The sequence below is a fragment of the Curtobacterium luteum genome (assembly GCF_014646995.1).
Classification (GTDB): Bacteria; Actinomycetota; Actinomycetes; order Actinomycetales; family Microbacteriaceae; genus Curtobacterium; species Curtobacterium luteum.
In genome coordinates this window covers 13605-33096 of sequence record NZ_BMOI01000012.1, presented here as the reverse complement: position 1 = coordinate 33096, position 19492 = coordinate 13605, and the positions used below count along the sequence as shown (strand labels likewise).

15 protein-coding genes are annotated in these 19492 nt (G+C 72.9%); 8 read left to right on the top strand and 7 right to left on the bottom strand.

The genetic code is table 11. From position 1 onward, the window contains the following. Nucleotides 1-313: 313 nt before the first annotated feature. The 4 genes from IEY20_RS13090 to IEY20_RS13075 all read left to right on the top strand — a co-directional run bounded on the left by IEY20_RS13090 (nucleotide 314) and on the right by IEY20_RS13075 (nucleotide 9212). The gene (locus IEY20_RS13090; RefSeq protein WP_175328022.1) at nucleotides 314-5890 is read left to right on the top strand and encodes a glutamate synthase-related protein; all 5577 of its coding nucleotides are present in this window, start codon (nucleotides 314-316) and stop codon (nucleotides 5888-5890) included. Continuing rightward, nucleotides 5887-7674: a sulfite reductase subunit alpha gene (locus IEY20_RS13085; protein WP_175328021.1), complete on the top strand. Its 1788-nt coding sequence runs from the start codon at nucleotides 5887-5889 to the stop codon at nucleotides 7672-7674. Before IEY20_RS13090 ends, IEY20_RS13085 begins: the two co-directional genes overlap by 4 nt. Nucleotides 7675-7825: 151 nt before the next feature. Continuing rightward, nucleotides 7826-8170 carry an ArsR/SmtB family transcription factor gene (locus tag IEY20_RS13080; RefSeq protein WP_022904550.1) on the top strand — a complete coding sequence of 115 codons (345 nt, stop codon included), beginning with the start codon at nucleotides 7826-7828 and terminating at the stop codon, nucleotides 8168-8170. A gap of 58 nt (nucleotides 8171-8228) precedes the next feature. Then, complete coding sequence (locus IEY20_RS13075) at nucleotides 8229-9212, top strand: SRPBCC family protein (RefSeq protein WP_175328020.1); 984 nt, start codon at nucleotides 8229-8231, stop codon at nucleotides 9210-9212. Nucleotides 9213-9427: 215 nt separating this feature from the next. Here the strand turns inward: IEY20_RS13075 and IEY20_RS13070 are convergent, their stop codons facing one another. The 6 genes from IEY20_RS13070 to mvk are packed head-to-tail and all read right to left on the bottom strand — an operon-like array spanning nucleotide 9428 to nucleotide 14760. Next, entirely contained in the window at nucleotides 9428-10588 is a 1161-nt protein-coding gene (locus IEY20_RS13070; RefSeq protein ID WP_175328019.1) for a hydroxymethylglutaryl-CoA synthase, read from the bottom strand. Further along, nucleotides 10585-11646, bottom strand: a complete 1062-nt coding sequence (locus tag IEY20_RS13065; RefSeq protein ID WP_188889202.1) for a hydroxymethylglutaryl-coenzyme A reductase family protein — start codon at nucleotides 11644-11646, stop codon at nucleotides 10585-10587. Before IEY20_RS13065 ends, IEY20_RS13070 begins: the two co-directional genes overlap by 4 nt. Further along, nucleotides 11639-12739: a phosphomevalonate kinase gene (locus IEY20_RS13060; protein ID WP_175328018.1), complete on the bottom strand. Its 1101-nt coding sequence runs from the start codon at nucleotides 12737-12739 to the stop codon at nucleotides 11639-11641. Before IEY20_RS13060 ends, IEY20_RS13065 begins: the two co-directional genes overlap by 8 nt. Next, complete coding sequence (gene mvaD / locus IEY20_RS13055; RefSeq protein WP_229728054.1) at nucleotides 12736-13458, bottom strand: diphosphomevalonate decarboxylase; 723 nt, start codon at nucleotides 13456-13458, stop codon at nucleotides 12736-12738. The genes IEY20_RS13060 and mvaD overlap by 4 nt, the downstream gene beginning before the upstream one ends. 7 nt (nucleotides 13459-13465) lie before the next feature. Next, complete coding sequence (locus IEY20_RS17145; protein ID WP_229728052.1) at nucleotides 13466-13741, bottom strand: diphosphomevalonate/mevalonate 3,5-bisphosphate decarboxylase family protein; 276 nt, start codon at nucleotides 13739-13741, stop codon at nucleotides 13466-13468. Next, a complete protein-coding gene (gene mvk / locus IEY20_RS13050) occupies nucleotides 13738-14760 on the bottom strand; it encodes a mevalonate kinase (protein WP_175328017.1) in 1023 nt (340 codons plus the stop codon). Before mvk ends, IEY20_RS17145 begins: the two co-directional genes overlap by 4 nt. A 141-nt stretch (nucleotides 14761-14901) precedes the next feature. Between mvk and IEY20_RS13045 the strand changes: the two genes are divergently transcribed. The 4 genes from IEY20_RS13045 to IEY20_RS13030 all read left to right on the top strand — a co-directional run bounded on the left by IEY20_RS13045 (nucleotide 14902) and on the right by IEY20_RS13030 (nucleotide 18594). Then, complete coding sequence (locus IEY20_RS13045; RefSeq protein ID WP_175328016.1) at nucleotides 14902-16536, top strand: DHA2 family efflux MFS transporter permease subunit; 1635 nt, start codon at nucleotides 14902-14904, stop codon at nucleotides 16534-16536. 154 nt (nucleotides 16537-16690) lie between these two features. Continuing rightward, nucleotides 16691-17149, top strand: coding sequence for a MarR family winged helix-turn-helix transcriptional regulator (locus IEY20_RS13040; protein ID WP_022903023.1), 459 nt, complete (start codon nucleotides 16691-16693; stop codon nucleotides 17147-17149). Nucleotides 17150-17170: 21 nt separating this feature from the next. Next, complete coding sequence (locus tag IEY20_RS13035) at nucleotides 17171-17593, top strand: organic hydroperoxide resistance protein (protein WP_022903022.1); 423 nt, start codon at nucleotides 17171-17173, stop codon at nucleotides 17591-17593. A gap of 26 nt (nucleotides 17594-17619) precedes the next feature. After that, nucleotides 17620-18594 (top strand): zinc-binding dehydrogenase, encoded by a 975-nt coding sequence (locus IEY20_RS13030; RefSeq protein WP_031273019.1) that lies wholly within the window; start codon nucleotides 17620-17622, stop codon nucleotides 18592-18594. Nucleotides 18595-18651: 57 nt separating this feature from the next. Here the strand turns inward: IEY20_RS13030 and IEY20_RS13025 are convergent, their stop codons facing one another. Then, nucleotides 18652-19482 carry a chloride channel protein gene (locus IEY20_RS13025; protein WP_175328015.1) on the bottom strand — a complete coding sequence of 277 codons (831 nt, stop codon included), beginning with the start codon at nucleotides 19480-19482 and terminating at the stop codon, nucleotides 18652-18654. Nucleotides 19483-19492: the final 10 nt, after the last annotated feature.

Sequence of the window (19492 nt, the reverse complement as noted above, 5' to 3'; positions counted from 1 at the left end):
GGTTCCACACACGGTGGGACGGTGTCACCGTCCCACCGTGTGTGGAACCTCGCACCGTGCGGAGAACGCCGCGCGCCCACGCGCCACGCGCCGCGCGCCCACTCGCCAGGCCGGGCACGCCCGCCGGACCCGCGCCGCGCCTCCCGTCCGGCCGGTCTGTTGCGCCCGCGGTATACCAAGCCGTAGCATCGCCTCACCGCACCACCACCCCACAGGGCCCGGCTGTCACCCGACGGCATGCCCGCGGCGAGCGCTCCGAGGAAGCAGCGTGGCCGTCCGCTGCCTGTCGGCACACGCTCCACTGGACCCGCACGTGAACCACTCCCCCTTCGGTCTCCACGACCCTGCCCGCGAATCGAGCGACTGCGGCGTCGGCTTCATCACCCGCCTCGACGGGGTGCCGACGCACGACGTGATCCGCAAGGGCGACGCAGCGCTCTGCTCGATCCCCCACCGCGGCGGCAAGTCCGCCGAGGGTGTCGGGGACGGCGCCGGCGTGAGCATCGACCTGTCGGTGGAGTTCTTCAGCGCGATCACCGGCGAGACCCTGCGCGCCGGGCACTTCGGCGTCGCGAACTGCTTCGTGCCGGGCGACACCACCCCGTCCGGCGCCGACGCGCGGGCAGCCGCCCAGCAGGTCGTCACCGACGCGATCACGCACGAGGGCTTCGAGCTCCTCGTCGTCCGGGACGTCCCCGTGGACCACTCGGTGACGCGCCCCGAGGCCGAGCAGTACCAGCTGCCGATCGTGCAGTGGGTGTTCCGCGCGCCGTCGTCCTGGGAGCGCTCGGAGGTCGACGCCGCCGCGAACCGTGCGCTCCTCGCCGTCGAGCGCGTCTCCTACACCCAGGCAGCCGAGGCGCACGCGCCGCACGCCGCCCTGTACCCGCTGTCGCTCAGCGCCCGGACGCAGATCCTCAAGGGCCGGCTGAACTCGGGCGAGGTCATCTCGTACTTCCGCGACCTCACGGACCCGCGACACTCGGTGCGGACGCTCTACTTCCACACGCGCTTCTCGACGAACACCGAGCCGCACCCGACGATGGCGCAGCCGTTCCGCCTCATGGCGCACAACGGCGAGCTCAACACGGATCGGAAGAACCGCCTCTCGGACGAGGCACTGGCGCGTGCCCGCACCCGCAGCATCGTCCGGCCCCCGGGCCAGTCGGACTCGAGCCGTCTCGACCAGACCCTGCAGAGCCGCGTGTTCGACGACGGCCTGGACATCGTCGAGGCCGTGGTGTCGCTCATGCCGCCGGCCTGGGAGAACGACCGCACGCTCACGCCGGACGTCCGGGCCATGCTCGAGTACTTCTCGCTCTACGAGGAGAAGAACGACGGCCCCGCGGCCGTGATCTTCAGCGACGGCGACGTCGTGGGTGCCCGACTCGACCGGCTCGGGCTCCGCCCGCTGCGCACCGTGCAGACGGACGAGTACCTCGTCGTGGCGTCCGAGGCCGGGCAGGTCGAGTTCGACGCCGCCGACGTCGTGCACCGCGGGCGGATCGAGGCCGGCGGCATGCTCGTCGTCGACCACCGCTCCGGCTCCCTCATGCGGACGCGCGAGGTGCTCGACGTGCTCGCGGAGCGCAAGCCCTACGCGGAGCTCCTCGAGGCCGCACGTGTCGACCTGGACGACCTGCCCGTGCCGGACTACCAGCGCGGCACGACGACCCTCGGCTACGACGGCGACCTGTCGCTGGCGGGCCGGTACGTGGCCTACTCGCTGAACCAGGAGAGCTTCCGGTTCATGCTCGACCCGATGCTCCAGAACGGGTCGGAGCGCATCTCGGCGATGGGCTACGGCAACGCGATCAACGCCCTCAGCGACACCGAGGGCGGCATGGCGAAGTACTTCTCGCAGCGCTTCGCGCAGGTGACGAACCCGCCGCTCGACTCGATCCGCGAGGCCGACGGCATGTCGATGCGTGTCGCCCTCGGCAGCAAGCCCGACGGGACCGGCAGCGGGGACGGTGCGCCGAGCCGGCAGATCGTGGTGCAGTCCCCCGTCCTCGGGCACCTCGACATGGTGCGCCTGCGGGACCAGGACATCGTGCCGCTCGAGCGCTTCGACATGCTCTACGTGCCGGTGCTCGGCGACGAGCAGGCGAACGCCGACGCGGTGCGGGCGGCGACCGAGCATCTCGCCGACGCCGTCGCCGCGTTCGCCGAGCGTTCCGGCGGCATCGCGGTCCTCACCGACCGCAGCGTGTCCTCGACGCACGCCGCGCTGCCCGTCATCCTGGCGGTGGCCGCCGTCAACCAGCGGCTCATCGAGACCGGGCTGCGGCTGCGGGTCTCCGTCGTCGCCGAGTCCGGCCAGCTGCCGTCGTCCCACCACGTCGCCACGGCGCTCGGCTTCGGTGCCTCGGCCGTCTACAGCCTGAGCGCCCGCCTCCGCGCGGAGGAGAAGTACCCCGCCGAGGCTGCCCCGGCCGGTGAGCACACCGCGACCGACCTCGCCCTCAAGCGCTTCCGGAAGGCCGCTGAGAAGGCCCTCGCGAAGACGATGGGCCGCGTGGGCCTGTGCACGGCGGAGAGCTACATCGGCGGTGAGTTCTTCGAGCCGAACTACCTCGACACGAGCGACGACCTGTTCGCGCGGGTCTTCCCGCACATGGACGCCCCGGTCGGCGGCGTCGGATTCACCCGCATCGCACAGGCGGCGACGGACTGGCACGAGCGTGCCCGCAGCGTCGCGACCGAGGGCCAGGTGCCGCTCCTCGGCCTGTTCAAGGAGCGCTCGGACGGCGCCGGGCACTCGTTCGGTGTCGCGAGCGTCCGCGGCTTCGGCGGCATGACCGAGGAGCGCCCGGCCTTCGAGCGCTCCGGCGACTCGGACGCGCTGCGGCTGCTCACGCTCGGGCAGCTCGACGACTCGTTCGGCATCTCCGACGCGGCGTACCGGAACACCGGCTACGACCGGCTGAGCGACGCCGAGATCGACGGGCACCGCATCACGCCCGGCTACGTCTCGTTCCTGCAGACGACGCACGACGAGCGGTCGCGCCGTCCCGCCGCGCTCCGCGACGTGCTCGCGTTGCCCGCGGACGTCACCGGCATCGACGAGGCGGAGGACTTCGCGCGCGAACTCGGCCGCTTCGCGACCGTCGGCAACGCCAGCGTCACCGTGCGTGGGCTCTCCGGCTCGCGCGCGTCCTCCGAGGGACTGCCGGGAGGCACGGTGCGGTTCCGTCTGGAGCTCACCTCGACCGGTCCCACGGGTGCGCAGCGCCACCGTGCCCTCGCGGACGGGCTCGCCCTCCTGCACCCGGGCCTGGTCGACGTCGACTCCGTCGCCGACGACCGGGTGACGCTCCGCGCCACCGGCGCCGCAGCCGACCTGCTCGGCATCCTGCAGCAGGCACCGGCGAGCGTGGACGTGGCCGAGGTCCAGCCGGCGCACGAGATCACCCGCACGCTGGCCTCCGGCGCGATGAGCCACGGCGCCCTCGTCGCCACGGCGCACGAGGCCGTCGCGCACGGCACGAACATGGTCGGGGGCATGTCGAACTCCGGCGAGGGCGGCGAGCACCACTCCCGCTACGGCACCATCCGCGGTTCGCGCATCAAGCAGTTCGCCTCGGGGCGCTTCGGCATCTGGGCGGGCTACCTCGCCGACCCGATGCTCGAGGAGCTCGAGATCAAGATCGGTCAGGGCGCGAAGCCCGGCGAGGGCGGTCAGCTGCCCGCGCCGAAGGTCACCGTCGACATCGCGGCGGCCCGGGGCGGCACGCCGGGCGTCGAGCTCATCTCGCCGCCGCCGCACCACGACACGTACTCGATCGAGGACCTCGCGCAGCTCATCCACGACTGCAAGGCCGCCCGGGTGCGGGTGGTCGTGAAGCTCGTGTCCTCCGAGGGCATCGGCACGATCGCGGTCGGTGTGGCCAAGGCCGGCGCCGACGTCATCAACGTCGCCGGGAACACCGGCGGCACGGGCGCCGCGGCCGTCACCAGCCTGAAGTACGCCGGGCGGTCGGCGGAGATCGGTGTGGCCGAGGTGCACCAGGCCCTCGTCGCGAACGGCCTGCGCCAGAAGGTCACGCTCCGCTGCTCGGGTGCGCACCAGACCGGGTCGGACGTCGTCACGAGCGCGCTGCTCGGCGGGGACTCGTTCGAGTTCGGCACGACCGCGCTCATGATGCTCGGCTGCGTGATGGCGAAGAACTGCAACGTGAAGTGCCCGGCGGGCCTCACCACGAACGCCGAGGCGTTCGAGGGCGACCCGCGTGCGCTCGCGCAGTACCTGCTCAACATCGCCCACGACGTGCGCCAGATCCTCGCCCGCCTCGGTCTGCGCTCCCTGCGCGAGGCCCGCGGTCGCACCGACCTGCTGCAGCTCCTCGACCACCCGGCGAGCGTCGGGCGGCTGGACGTCCGGAACCTGCTCGCGCAGGTGCCGGAGAAGGTCGTGACGGACCCGGAGTACCTCGAGAAGGACTTCCGGACCGACGACGCGCTCATCGACCAGGTCCGCACGGCCCTGGTCGAGGGCCACGAGCACGCCCTGACCGTCGACGGCATCGTGCTCGGCAACGCCGACAAGTCGGTCGGCGGCCAGCTGGGCATCGACGTCGAGCGCCTGCTCAACCACGAGCTGCGCGGGGTCGACCTGTCCGCGCACCCGGCTATCACGACGGACGACCGCGGTCGGCGTCGCCTCGTCGACGGTGCCGTGACGATCCGCACGAGCGGCTCCGCCGGCCAGTCCTACGGGGTCTTCACGAACGACGGCATCACGCTCGAGCACGTCGGGACCGCGAACGACGGTGTCGGCAAGAGCCAGTCCGGTGGCCGGATCGTCGTCCGGGCACCCGGCGGCGGCAGCGTCGAGCGGGGCGGCAACGTCCTCGTCGGCAACTTCGCACTGTTCGGCGCCACCGGTGGTCGCACGTTCGTCGAGGGCGAGGCGGGTGACCGGTTCGCCGTCCGCAACTCGGGCGCGACCGCCGTCGTCGAGGGCATCGGCGACTTCGGGTGCGAGTACATGACCGGCGGCGCGGTGTTCAACCTCGGCGCGTACGGCAAGGGGGTCGGCAACGGCATGTCCGGCGGGTTCCTGTACCAGTACGACCCGTCGGGCGCGGTCACCGAGCGCGCGAGCACCGACTCGCTCCTGGTCTTCCCGGTCACCGAGACCGACCGGGGCGCGTTCCACGAGGCCGCGGCCCGACTCCTGCTCGAGTGGCACCTCGAGGCCACGGGCTCACCCCTCGCCGAGCGACTGCTCGCCGAGTGGGAGACCACCCGCCAGCACGTGTACGTCGGCATGCCGCGCGCGCTGCTGCTCAGCCAGGACGCCGACGAGATCCTCGCGGCCGCGACCCGGGCGGAGCTCCTCGACGAGCTCGCGAACTCGGTGGCGACCGACAAGCTGCGTGCGTTCAAGGTCGACTACCGCGACCAGCGCACCGTGCTCGGCGGCCGCGCCCCCGCGCTCGGCGACCAGGGCGAGGACATGTTCTCGCTGCTGTCGTCCTACACGGTGCTCGGGGTCGCGCAGGACGTGGCGCAGGAGCGTGTCCCGGGCGCCGGCTCCTCGGACCCGCGGGTGACCGAGGCGGTCCGGAACCTCATCCTGACCGAGGACTTCCAGGTCAAGCAGCGCGTCGTCAAGTACCTCCGCGGCACCTTCGACCGGTTCGCGGACGACGAGCTCGCGACCCTCATCGCCGTCAAGCGGCTCGACGACTCGAAGCGTGCGCTCGCGCAGCGGAACAACCGCAGCACGGACATGCCGGGCACCACGGGGTGGATCATGCACCAGAACGCCAAGAACGCCGGTCGTGTCCGGGCTGCCCGCTTCGACGAGCTGCTCGCGAACGCCGCGCTCGAGGACATCGCCGGCCGCGCACCGCAGGCCCCGACCGAGGTGGTGTCGGCATGAGCACGCTCCCCCCGACCGGTGCCCTGATCCCGGTCGACGCACCGTTCTCGGCGGCCCAGGAGTCCTGGCTCGCCGGGTTCATCGCGGGCATCGCCGCAGCGGGCAAGCGCGCCTCCGGCGGCGCCCCGACGACCACCGTCGACGTGCTCTTCGGCACGCAGACCGGCAACGCCGAGTTCCTCGCAGACGAGCTCGTCGCAGGTGCGAAGGCCCGGGGCCTCGGCGGCCGTGCGACCCCGCTCGACGCGGTCACGCCGGAGCAGCTCGCGGCGATGTCGCACGTGCTCGTCGTCACCTCGACCTACGGCGAGGGCGAGATGCCCGACAACGCCGGACTGTTCTGGGACGCGATCCAGGCGTCGACGGTGCCGCGGCTCGAGGGGCTGCACTACGCCGTCCTCGGCCTCGGGGACACCAGCTACGACGAGTTCTGCCAGGCCGGCAAGCTCCTCGACACCCGCTTCGAGCAGCTCGGCGCGACGCGCGTCCACGAGCGCGTCGACTGCGACGTCGACTTCGAGGACCCCGCGGCGCTGTGGAGCACGGCCGTCCTCGACCGGCTCGCCGCCGAGGCCGGAGCCCAGCCGAGTGCGGTCGGCCCAACCGCCGGGGTGACCGCCTCCGGGTCGGCAGCCGGCGGGGCGGGCGTGAGCCGTGCCTCCCGGCCGGGATCGCAGTGGAACAAGCGCAACCCGTACCGGGCCCCGCTCGTCGCGAACCGGCTGCTCTCCTCGCCGCGCAGCGCGAAGGAGATCCGTCACTTCGAGTTCGACCTCGGGGACTCGGGCATCGAGTACGCGGCCGGGGACGCCCTCGCCATAGTGCCCCACAACGACCCGGCGCTCGTCGACCAGCTGCTGACGCACCTCGGCGCGGACGGCAGCACGGACGTCGACGGCCGGCGCCTCGGTGAGGTCCTGCGCCTCGACCGCGAGATCCGCACGCCGTCGAAGGACCTCGTGGCGGACCTCGTCCAGCGTGCTCCCGGGTCGGAGCTCGCGGCCGTCGTGTCGCACGGCGACAAGCACGAGCTCGACCGGTGGCTGTGGGGGCGTGACGTCCTCGACCTGCTCCGCGACGCCGGGCCCGCGGCACCGACGATGGAGCAGCTGCTGCCGAACCTCCGCGGACTGCAGGCGCGACAGTACTCGATCTCGTCGAGCCCGCTCGCGCACGCCGGTCGCGTCCACCTCACGGTCGCGTCCGTCCGCTACGGCGACGTCCACCGGTCCCACGCCGGTGTCGCCTCGACGTACCTGGCCGACCGGGTGCAGGCCGACGGTGAGGTCGACGTGTACCTCCAGCCGAACGCCGCGTTCGGGGTGCCGGCCGACGGGGACGCGCCGATCGTGATGATCGGCCCGGGCACCGGCATCGCGCCGTTCCGCGGGTTCCTCCACGAGCGGGCCGCCGCCGGGGCGACCGGCCGCAACTGGCTGTTCTTCGGCGACCAGCACCGCGACACGGACTTCGTGTACGAGGACGAGCTGACCGACCTGCAGGACCGCGGTGTGCTGACCCGGCTCGACCTCGCGTTCTCGCGGGACCAGGCCGAGAAGGTCTACGTGCAGACCCGGATGCGGGAGCAGGCGGCCGAGCTGTACCGGTGGCTCGAGGACGGCGCGTTCGTGTACGTGTGCGGCGACGCCTCACGGATGGCGAAGGACGTCGAGCAGGCGCTGCTCGACGTCATCGCCGGGCAGCGCGGGCGCGGGGCGGAGGACGCGGACGCGTACCTGGCCGACCTGCGGCGCGCGAAGCGGTACGTCCGCGACGTGTACTGAGGCACGGGCGGCCACCGGTCGCGGCAGAGCCGAGTCTCGGCCACGCGGACACTTCTCGTGCTCCGCAGCGCGAGATCTGTCCGCCTGCCCGAGACTCGTGCTGCGGCCCGGACCTTGCGCCTTCGTTGCGCCCGGCGTAACGTACAACCAAATGGTTGTACGAACAGCGCTCAGCGACGCCGAGGTCGACCGCGTGTTCCACGCGCTCGCCGACGCGACGCGACGCGACATCGTCCGGCGGACCCTCGCCGACGGTGCCACCGTCTCCGGACTCGCGGAGGCGTACGACATGTCGTTCGCCGCCGTGCAGAAGCACGTCACCGTCCTCGAGGGAGCAGGACTCGTGACCAAGGAACCACGCGGGCGCGTCCGCATCGTGCGCGCCGATCCCGAGCAGCTCGACCGCGTGCGCGGGCTGCTCGAGGAGTACGGCCGGCTCTGGCGTGGCCGCATCGACCGACTCGAGAGCCTGCTCGCCGGCGACGACGAGCACTGACGAACACCACCGACACCACCAAGACGACGACCACCACCAAGACGACGAGGGAGCGACCATGCCCGTGACCAGCGTGCACACCGACCCGGAAGCCCTGACGACCACGCTCGTCGCGGACTTCCCCGTCCCCGTCGAACGACTCTGGGGAGCCTTCACCGACCCCCGCCGGCTCGAACGGTTCTGGGGACCGCCGAGCTACCCGGCGACGTTCTCGGAGTTCGACCTCCGCCCCGGCGGCCGAGCCCGCTACGACATGACCGGCCCGGACGGGGAGGTCTACCGGTCCGTCTGGCTCGTGATCGCGGTGGACGCCCCCACCCGACTCGCGTTCGACGACTTGTTCGCGACCGAGGACGGCGAGGTCGACGCAGCGCAGCCGCCGAGCACGAGCGTCCTCGACTTCGAGCCGACCGAGTCCGGCTCCCGGATGCGCATCACCACGACGTTCCCGACGGCCGAGGCGCTCGAGACCCTCCTCGCGATGGGCATGGAGCAGGGCTACGCCGAGGCGTTCGGCCAGCTCGACCGGGTGCTCGCCGACCTCCGCGAGTACGCGCTCGGCAGGGGTGTCGTCACCGAGGTCCTCGACGACACCCACGTGCGGTTCACCCGCGCGTTCGACGCCCCGCGGCACGCCGTCTGGCGGGCCCACACCGAGCCGGACCTGATGCGCCGGTGGCTGCTCGGCCCGGACGGCTGGGAGATGACCGTCTGCGAGAACGACCTCGTGGTGGGCGGACGCTTCCGGCAGGCCTGGGCCCCGGTCGGTGACACCGCCGGCGAGCCGTTCGGCTTCGAGGGCGAGAACACCCTCGTGCAGCCCGAGCGCCGGATCGTCAGCACCGAGGCGATGACCGGTGCCCCGTACCCGCCGAACACGAACGACCTGCAGCTCGCGGAGGTCGACGGCGCGACACTCCTGACCCTGCTCGTCACCTACCCGAGCGTCGAGCAGCGGGACGCGATCCTCGCCACCGGGATGACCGACGGCATGGAGGCGAGCTACCGGCGACTGGAGCGCGAGGTGCTCGCGACCGCCTGACCGGTCGCGTAACGGCGTGACCAGCAGACGGCCGGGAGGCCCGTGGCGGCGCCGGCACGCGCCTCCCGGCCGCCGTTGGGGTCGCGCTGGGCGCGGGCGCCGCCACGAGATTCGCCCTGAGCGACGACTCTCGCGCTCATCGGTACGAGATCAGTCGCTGATCACGAGACTCGGCGGCTCCGCCACGAGACGCGGCGCGCGGCGCGCGGCGCGCGTCAGTCCTGCGCGGTCGGCTCGTAGCGGCGGGCACCGCCGCGCACCCCGGCGAACCGGTACGGCGCCGTGGTGACCCGCGGTCGGTCGGTGTCCTCGCTCGTTGCGGCACCGGCGGCGTGGAGCTCCCGGTAGGCGTCCACCGTCAGCGGGACCCGGGCGTCGAGCACCGCGCGGACGCGGCCCTCCCGGCGGTGCGTGCGGTACCCCGCCCGGACGATGCCGGTGAGGAGCTCCCCGACGCTGCCGGACCCGTAGCTGAACATCGCGAGCCGCTGCCCGTCGAGCTCGTCGTCGAGGTCGAGCAGGGCCGCGAGCGCGATCCAGATCGACGCCGTGTAGGTGTTGCCGGTCTGCTTGTTGTACGTGAACCCGACGGCGAGCTCCGACTCGTCGAACGGCTGCCCAACGTGCTGGGCGAGCTTCCGGTGCGCCTTGATCGCCATCTTCGTGAAGGGCTGGTGGTGGACCCAGCGCGCGATGTCCTCGTAGCCGGGGCCGCCCTGGGCGACGAGGTCGTCCCACGCCCCGACGAACGCGTCGACGTACGCCGTGACCGACAGCCGCCCGTCGACGAGCGCGGTCGAGCGGTCGTTCGGCCGCCAGAAGTCGTCGACGTCGGCGGTGAAGACGCCGGCGGCCGGCTCGATCTCGATGAGGTCGGGGTCGGCGCTGATGAGGAGCGCCGCCGCTCCGGCACCCTGCGTGGGCTCGGCCGCGGTGTCGACGTCGTACCGCGCGACGTCCGCCGCGATGACGAGCACGCGCTCCTGCGGCGACCGGGCGATGATCCCGAGGGCGAGCTGCACGGCAGCAGTGCCGCCGTAGCAGGCCTGCTTCAGCTCGACCACCCGGACCGACTGCGGCAGCCCGAGCAGCCCGTGCACGAACACGCCGGCGGCCTTGGACTGGTCGACGCCGGACTCGGTGGCGAACAGCACGGTCCGGATGCCGTCGACGCCGTGGCGGTCGATGACCTCCTTCGCGGCTGCGGCGCCCATCGTGACGATGTCCTCGTCCGGCGCCGGCACGCTGAAGGCGTCCTGTCCGATGCCGACGTGGTACTTCGCGGGGTCCACGCCGAGGCGCTCTGCCAGGTCGTCGAGCTCGAGGACGTGGTGTCCGGTCGCGATCGCGATGTCGTGGATGCCGATGGCGGTCATGCTGCACCTCCTGCTGCCGCGCCACGTCGTTCCATCGCGACGTGCGCTGCCATGAGTTCTCCCGGGTTCGTCTGCGCCGCGAGCAGCGACAGCTCGCCGCACAGCACCGTCGCGGCGCACAGGGCTGCCAGGCGGCGGGCGTTCTCGCCGGGCGCGCGGTCCTCGCGGCAGCCGAGGCGGACGAGGGCGTCCTCGACGACGGGCAGGTCGCCGCCCTTGCCGTTGCCGACCGTGCCGACGATGAGGTGCGGGAGCGCGGTCGAGAAGTACAGGTCGTCGCCGCGCACCGAGGCCGTGGTGATGCCCTGGGAGCCCTCGACGATGTTCGCGGCGTCCTGGCCGGTGGCGAGGTAGAACCCGAGGAGCATGTTCGCGTAGTGCGCGTTCGCGGAGCGCAGCGCCCCGGCGATGGTGGAGCCGATGAGGTTCTTGGCGACGTTGAGCTCGGCGATCCGCTCGGGGGTGGACCGCAGGCGCTTCTCGACGACCTCGCCCGGGATCACGATCTCGGCGACGGTGTTCCGACCGCGACCGCGGATGCCGTTCACCGCGGTGGCCTTCTTGTCGGTGCAGAAGTTGCCCGAGATGCTGACGTACTGCAGACCCGGCTCCCACGCGAGGATCGCCGGCAGGAGCGTGTCCGCCGCCTGGGTGACCATGTTGTGCCCCGAGGCGTCGCCCGTGGTGAACGCGAAGCGCAGGAACAGCAGGTCGCCCACGATCTCGGGGTGCACCTCGATGAGCTTCGCGAACCGGCTCTGCCCGGCGACGAGCGCCTCGAGTTCGGCCTGCCGCGCGAGGATGCGTCCGGTGGCGGAGTGCGCGGCCGCTGCGCTCTCGGCGCGGACCACGACGGACCGGGTCATGCGCTCGTCGACGACGGTCGCGACGATGCCGCCCTCGACCATGCGCGAGATCCGGGCGCCACGGCCCACGGACGGCCAGAGCGGCGACTCGTACGTCGCGAGCGGCACCTCGTGCTCGCCCTCGACCGCGTTGCCGCTCACGCGGATCGGACCGACCCACTTGGTCGGGATCGGGGTGGTCAGGTCAGTCATCGAGGTCTCCTTCGGGCGCCTGCACCGCGACGCTGAGGTGCCTGATGTCGTGCGCCTCCCAGGCGCGGTGGATGGCGGTGAGGTCGGTGTCCGCCGGGACGAGCGCGATGCCGCAGTCACCGCCGCCGGCACCGGAGGGCTTGGCCGCGCCGCCGGCGGCCTCGACCACGTCGCACAGGGTGGCGAGCCGGTCGGTCTCGATCTGCGACCCGACGGACGCGCCGAGGCGCTGCAGCAGGACGCGGGCGCGACGGAGCGCGTCGAGCGTGCGCTCGGCGTCGCCGGTCTGGAGGCCCGTGGTGAGGTCGTCGACGCAGGCCCGGCTCTCGTCGAGGAACGCCTGGTACCCGCCGTTCCGGTGCTCGCGCACGACGCTGACGAGCTTCGTCGTCGACGCCGGCGAACCGGTCCAGCCGACGAGGAGCCGCAGGTCCGCGGGCGCCGGGAGGCGCTGCACGTCGAAGCCCGTCCACGCGTCGGTGTCGTCGAGGATGCCCGAGACGCTGCCGTCACCGCGGTCTGGCGAGGGCTGCAGCAGCGCGGCGAGCAGTTCGCGGTCCGGGGCGCTGTAGCGGAGCCAGCCGCCGAAGGTGCTCGCGGCGAGGTCGCCCCCGGAGGCCCGGGGGTTCACCCGGATGGTCGCCAGGAGCGCCACCCGGAAGCGGTCGCGCTGGCTGAGGCCGAGGCCGTAGAAGCGGTCGAGGGCGCCGACGGTCGCGACCGTGACGGCGGCGGAGGACCCCAGGCCGAACTTCCGGCCGCTCGCGTCGTCGAGCTGGCTCTGGATGCGGAGGTCGTGGAACCGCGGTGCGATCCCCCGTTCGGCCCGGAGCTTCTCGACGAGGTCGATGGTCGCCATCACGTAGTCGTACGGGTGGTGCTCCCGGTCGAGCGCGAGGCCGTCCTCGGCCCGGGTCCACGTCAGCGGCAGGTGGCCGTACTCCTCGGAGTGCACGCTGCCGGCGCCGCGGCCCTCGCTCACCCGGGCCGTGATGGCGCGGTCGAGCGCGATGAGCACGGACGGCTGCCCGGGCTCGACGACGGCGTACTCCCCCGCGACGAACAGCTTGCCGTGGGCGCGGAACTCGATCACTCGGCGGACTCCTCGGGTCGGACGACGCCCGGCCCGGGCGCCTCCGTGTCTTCGGAGCGGAGCAGGTGCGCGCCTGGTCCGGTGCCGGACTCGATGACGTCCCCGTACCCGGCGAGGGCGGCGGCCACCGTCCCGCGGTCCTCGGGCGTGGTGAGGACGACGACGTTCGGACCGGCGTCCGCGGTGGCCCACGCCTGCAGTCCGTCGGCACGGAGCCCGGCGACGGCGTCGAACACCGCGACGCTGCGGGCGGTGAGGTACCGGATCGGCGGGAACGCGCCCTCGATCGTGGCGTGCATGCGGAGCGCGTTGCTCTCGGTGAGCTCGCCGATGCGGGTGAAGTCGCCCGCCGCACAGGCGGTCAGCACGTCGGTGACCGTCTCGGTCGTCGACGTCACCCACGCAGGGTAGAACGGCGACGTCGCGATGGTGCGGCGCATGGCCTCGCGGGAGCCGATCGGCTTCGGTCCGGCGTCGATCGTGACGACCACCATCGCCATCGGCGGCGCGGGCACGGGTTCCGCGTAGGAGCCCTGGTCGTCGCCGGCGTGCCAGACCGCGACGCCACCGGGGATCGACCGCGTGGCCGATCCGGAACCACGTCGGGCGAGCCGCGAGAGGTCGCGCGGGGAGAGGTCGAGTCCGTAGGCAGCGGCCGCGGCGGTGGCGAGCGCGGCGAAGCCGGAGGCGCTCGAGGCGAGGCCGGCGCCGGTCGGCACGGTGTTGTCACTGACGACGGGCGGCGCGGTCGGTGGAGCCGGCGAGGTCGCGCACGAGGTCGAGGAACTGCGTGACCCGGACCAGCGCGCCGTCGGTCGTCGCCGCGCCGTTGAGCGTCAGGGTGTCCTCGGCGGCGCCGACCGTGACCGTCGTCGTCGTGGGGAAGACGTCGAGACCCATCGACACGCTGCCGGTCGCGGGCAGCGCGAGCGACGCGTCCGCCTTGCCCCAGTACTTGACGAGGGCGATGTTGGGGTGCGCGACGGCCGTTGCGGTGGTCATGCGCGGTCTCCGATCGTGGTGGTCCAGGTGGCTGCGGCGCCGGCGCCGCGGAGTGCGGCCGCGATCCGGTCCGCGTGGTCGTCGTCGGCGGCGAGGGCCAGGACGCAGCCGCCGCGACCGCCGCCCGTGAGCTTGGCGCCGAGTGCGTCCGCGGCGCGGGCCGCCTCGACGAGCCGGTCGAGGTCGCCGCTCGACACCCCGAGGTCGTCGAGCAGCCCGTGGGCGGCGTCCATGCTCGCACCGAGCGCCCGGGCGTCGCCGCGCTCGAGGGCGGCGCGGGCGGCGTGCGCGAGCGCACCGATCGCGTCGATCGTCCCGCGGACGCCGACGGGGTCGCGCTCGAGGCGGTCCCGGACGGACGCGACGGCTTCCCGGGTGTGACCGGGGACGCCGGTGTCGGCGACGACGAAGGTGAACCGGGCCCCGAGCGCTACGGGCTCGATCCGCCCGCCGTCGAACCAGACCGGCGCGTCGGCGACCACGCCGCGTGCGTCGAGTCCGGAGGGCCGTCCGTGGGCGATGCGCTCGCACTCCTGGACGAGCTCGTGGTGCGTGTCGGCGTCGAGGGTGTGGCCGAGGGCGTCGGCGACCGCGGCGGTGACCGCGGCGGCCACGGCAGCGCTCGACCCCATGCCCCGCGCGGTCGGGACGTCGCTCTCGACCCGGACGTGGAACCGTCGGTCGGTGACCCCGAAGTGGCGCAGCGTGGCGGTCACCGCGGTGACGGTCGGCAGGACCGCGGCGGGGGCGGTGTCGAGCGGACCCGTGTGGACCGCGGACTCGAGCAGGTGACCGGTCGCCGGGTCGGCGTCGGGGTGCGGCACGGCGGGCGCGGTGTCGATCGGCGTGACCGTCGCGACCACCCGGGCGTCGAGGACCGGCAGGACGAGTGCGGGTGCGCCGTGGACCACGGCGTGCTCCCCGATGAGGATCGTCTTGCCGTGGGAGGCGGCGCGTCCCGTGCGGCGGGTGTCGCCGGCTGCGGGTGCCGCGGAGTGGTCGAGGTGGTTGCTGGTCATCGTGGGTCACGTCAGCCTAACCGTCCGTGCCCATGCGCGTGCTCGACGCCCGCCGTACCCCGGCGGTGAGCGGGCTCCACGTCACGGCGCGAGCAGGCGTACGGTGACGATCAGCATGCTGACGATCTCAGGAGGCACCGCATGGTCACCCCGTCCACCACACCGACCCCGAGCCCCGACCGTCGCCGCTGGGCCGGTCTCGTCGTGATCAGCGTCGCCGTGTCGCTGATCATCGTCGACTCGACGATCGTGAACGTCGCGATCCCGAGCATCGTCCGCGACCTGGACATCGGCTCGACGGCCGTGCAGTGGGTGCAGGAGAGCTACACGCTCGTGTTCGCGGCACTCCTGCTCGTCTTCGGCTCGCTCGCCGACCGGCTCGGCCGACGACTGCTCATGGTGGTCGGGGTCACGGTGTTCGCCGCGGCCTCGGTCCTCGCCGCACTGGCCCCGAGCGGCGAGCTGCTCGTGCTGGCCCGGATCGTCCAGGGCGTCGGCGGTGCGATGGTCCTGCCGACGACGCTCTCACTCGTCAACGCCACCTTCACCGGACGGGAGCGCGGCATCGCGTTCGCGGTGTGGGGTTCGACGATCGGCGGCATGGTGGCCGTCGGTCCGCTGCTGGGCGGCTGGCTCACGACCGCGTTCTCGTGGCGCTGGGCCTTCGGCATCAACATCCCGCTCGGTGTCGCGATCGTCGCGTGCGCGCTCGTGTTCGTCCGGGAGTCCCGCGACGAGGTGCACGCCGGCCGGATCGACGTCGTCGGCGCCGTGCTCAGCGTGCTCGCGAGCGCGTCGCTCGTGTTCGGCCTCATCGAGGGCCGGACCTACGGCTGGTGGACCAACGCCGAGCGCCTGCGTGTCGGGGACTGGTCCTGGCCGGGCGCCCTCTCGCCGATCCCGTACGCGTTCGCCCTCACCGTCGTCGCGGGCCTGCTCTTCGTGGTGTGGACGCGGCGGCGGCAGCGTGCGGGACGGTCGACGCTCATCGCCCTCGACCTGTTCGGCATCGCGTCCTTCCGCGGCGGCTCCGTCGCAGCGCTGATCGTCTCGCTCGGCGAGTTCGGCATCATCCTGTCGCTCCCGCTCTGGCTGCAGAACGTCCTCGGCTACTCCGCACTGCAGACCGGCTTCGTCCTGCTCGCCCTCGCCGTCGGCTCCTTCGTCGCGAGCGGGTTCGCCGCCACCGCCGGCCAGCGGATCGGCGCGTTGCCCATCGTCCGGCTCGGCATCGCTGCCGAGATCGTCGGGGTCGCCGCGGTCGGGTTCGTGGTGTCGTCGTCGACCCCGTGGTGGGCGATCGTGCCGTGCCTGTTCGTCTACGGCTTCGGCGTCGGGCTCGCCACCGCGCAGCTCACCGGCGTCGTCCTGCAGGACGTCCCCGTCGAACGGAGCGGGGAGGCCTCCGGCGCCCAGAGCACCGCCCGGCAGATCGGGTCCGCCCTGGGGATCGCGGTGCTCGGCACGGTGCTGTTCACGTCGACGAGCGCGCTCGTGGAGCACCGCCTCGAGGACACCGGCACCCCCGCGGCGACCGCCTCCCGGGTGGCCGACGCCGTCGTGACGTCCTCCGGCGGCGCCATCGCCGGGCTCCGCGCGCAGGACCCGGCCGTCGCGGACACCGCGGCGGAGGCGTTCAGCGACGGCACCCGGGCGGCAGCGTTCTCGGCGGCCGGGTTCCTCGTGCTCGGCCTGGCTGCGACGCTCCGACTCCGGCGCCCGGAGTCCGAGACGTCGGCCACGCCGACGACGGACCGGCCGGTCGCGGCAGGCTGACCGGCCCGCGGCTCCGGACGCTGAGACGGGGCGGACGGGAGGCACGGGGCCGGCCCGCACCGTGCCTCCCGTCCGCCCCGTGCAGATGTCGGTTCCCGCTGCAGCCATCCGCAACTCGGTTGTGCACAACGTTGTTGTGTGCAACACTCGGAGCATGCCGGTGACCGACGAGATGGTGTGCTTCTCGCTCTACGCGGCGTCCCGGGCGACGACCCAGGCGTACCGCGCCCTGCTCGAACCGTGGGGACTGACCTACCCGCAGTACCTGGTGCTCGTCACCCTCTGGATCGAGGGCGACCAGACCGTGTCGTCCCTCGGCGACCACCTCCGACTCGACTCGGGCACCCTCTCGCCGCTGTTGCGCCGGATGGAACAGACCGACCTCGTGCGTCGTGAGCGCCGGAGCACCGACGAGCGCGTCGTCAGCGTGACGCTCGGCGAGCGGGGCCGCTCGATCCGGCCCGAGCTGGCGCACGTCCCGGCCCGCATCGCCCAGGGCATGGGCCTGTCCGACGAGCAGGCCGCACTCGAGCTCATCTCCACGCTCCAGCGCCTCACCGCCACCATGCACGCTGCCGCGGAGCCCCAGCAGGCCGCCGCGCAGCACCACTGACCCCACGAAGGAAGGAACCACATGGAAGCCCTCTACACCGCCGAGGCCCTCTCCACCGGTGCCGGCCGCGACGGCCGCGTCGCGACCAGCGACGGCTCGTTCGCGCTCGACCTCGCGATCCCGAAGGAGATGGGCGGCTCCGGAGCCGGCACGAACCCCGAGCAGCTCTTCGCCGCCGGGTACGCCGCCTGCTTCCACTCCGCGCTCCAGGGCGTCGCCCGCGCGCAGAAGGTGAAGATCGCCGACTCGTCCGTCGGCGGCCGCGTCCAGATCGGCCCGAACGGCAACGGCGGCTACCAGCTCGCCGTCCTGCTCGAGGTCGTGCTGCCCGGGCTCGAGCACGACCAGGCCCAGGCCCTCGCGGACGCCGCGCACCAGGTCTGCCCGTACTCGAACGCGACCCGCGGCAACATCGACGTCACCATCACCGTCTCGGAGGACTGAGCATGACCGACACCATCCCCACCACCATGCGCGCCGTCGTCCACCACGAGTTCGGCGAGCCCGCCGACGTGCTGACCACCGAGGAGCGCCCGGTCCCGACCCCCGGCGCCGGCGAGGTCCTCGTCCGCACCGTCCTCTCCCCCATCCACAACCACGACCTGTGGACGATCCGCGGCACCTACGGCTTCAAGCCCGAGCTGCCCGCAGCCTCCGGCACCGAGGCACTCGGCGTCGTCGAGGCCCTCGGCGACGGCGTCACGAACCTGTCCGTCGGCCAGCGCGTCGCCGGCGGCACCTTCGGCGTGTGGGCCGAGCACTACACCGCGAACGCGGCCGGCCTCGTGCCGGTGCCGGACGACATGTCCGACGAGGCCGCGGCACAGCTCGTGTCGATGCCGTTCAGCGCGATCAGCCTGCTGCACTCGCTCGACCTGCACGAGGGCGACTGGCTCATCCAGAACGCCGCGAACGGCGCCGTCGGGCGCATGGTCGCGCAGCTCGGCAAGGCCCGGGGCATCAACGTGATCGGGCTCGTCCGCCGCGCTGCCGGTGTCGAGGAGCTCCGCGAGCAGGGCATCGACCGCATCGTGGCCACCGACGCCGACGACTGGCAGGACCAGGTCCGCGCGATCACGGGCGGCGCACCGATCATCGCGGGCGTGGAGTCCGTCGGTGGCAAGGCCGCCGGTGACCTCGCCTCCGTCATGGGCGAGAACGGCACCCTCGTCGTGTTCGGCGCGATGGCCTCTCCCACGCTCGAGATCCCGTCGGGCAAGGTCATCTTCGGCCAGCTCACGGTCAAGGGCTTCTGGGGCGCCGTCGTCAGCAAGACGATGGACGCGCCGCTCAAGCAGCAGCTCTTCGGCGAGCTCATCACCCGCGTACTCGACGGGTCGCTGACGCTCCCCGTCTCCGAGGTCTTCCCGTTCGAGGAGGCCCGCGCGGCTGCGCGCGCCAGCGACACCGCGGGCCGCGTCGGCAAGGTGCTCCTGCGCCCGTAGCGGGCCCAGCAGACGGACTGGAGGCTCGTGGCGGATCCGCCACGAGCCTCCAGTCCGTCACCGAGCGAGGACCAGAGCCCGCAGCGCGTCCGCCTGCCCGAGCCACCCGACCGGGCGGCCGTCCTCGTCGACGACCGGGAGTCCGGCGGTGTCCGACGCGTCCACCACGTCCTGCACGACGGTGTCGAGCCCGGCGTCGCTGCGGACCGGGACGACGTCGGACAGCACGTCCGTCACCGGGCGGGCCGCGAACTCCACGTCCGTGAGCACCGCGTCCCCGGCGGACCGCGCGGACACGACCCCGGCGAAGTGTCCGTCGGCGTCCAGGACGACGACGGGCGCGCCGCCCCCGGACTCCAGGGCTGCGAGCGCGTCGGCCGCGCTCGCAGCCCTGGACACCACCGGGCCGAGCGGCCGTGCTGCTCCTCCGGCGGTCCGGCCGGAGGAACGTCGGACCGCGAGCGCGGAGTCGGTCAGGTCGACGCCGCGGCGACTGAGCTTGAGCGTGTAGACGGTGTCGCGTGCGAGGACCTTCGACACCGCGGTCGCGATGACGACCGCCACGACGACGGGCAGCACCAGGGCGTGGTCACCGGTCAGCTCGAAGAGCATGATGCCCGCAGTGATCGGTGCCCTCGTCGACCCGGCGAAGACGGCCCCCATCCCCACGACCGCGAACGCCCCGACCTGCCCGTGCAGGGCCGGGTCGACCGTCGCCGCGACCTCGCCGAACGCTGCACCGACCATCGCGCCGATGAACAGCGACGGCGCGAAGACCCCGCCGGAGCCGCCGATGCCGAGGGTCAGCGACGTGGCGAGGACGGGCAGGAGCGGATGTCGACACGGTCCTCCATCAGTTGTACGAACACAACGATTGTACGCGTACAACTCTGCGGCG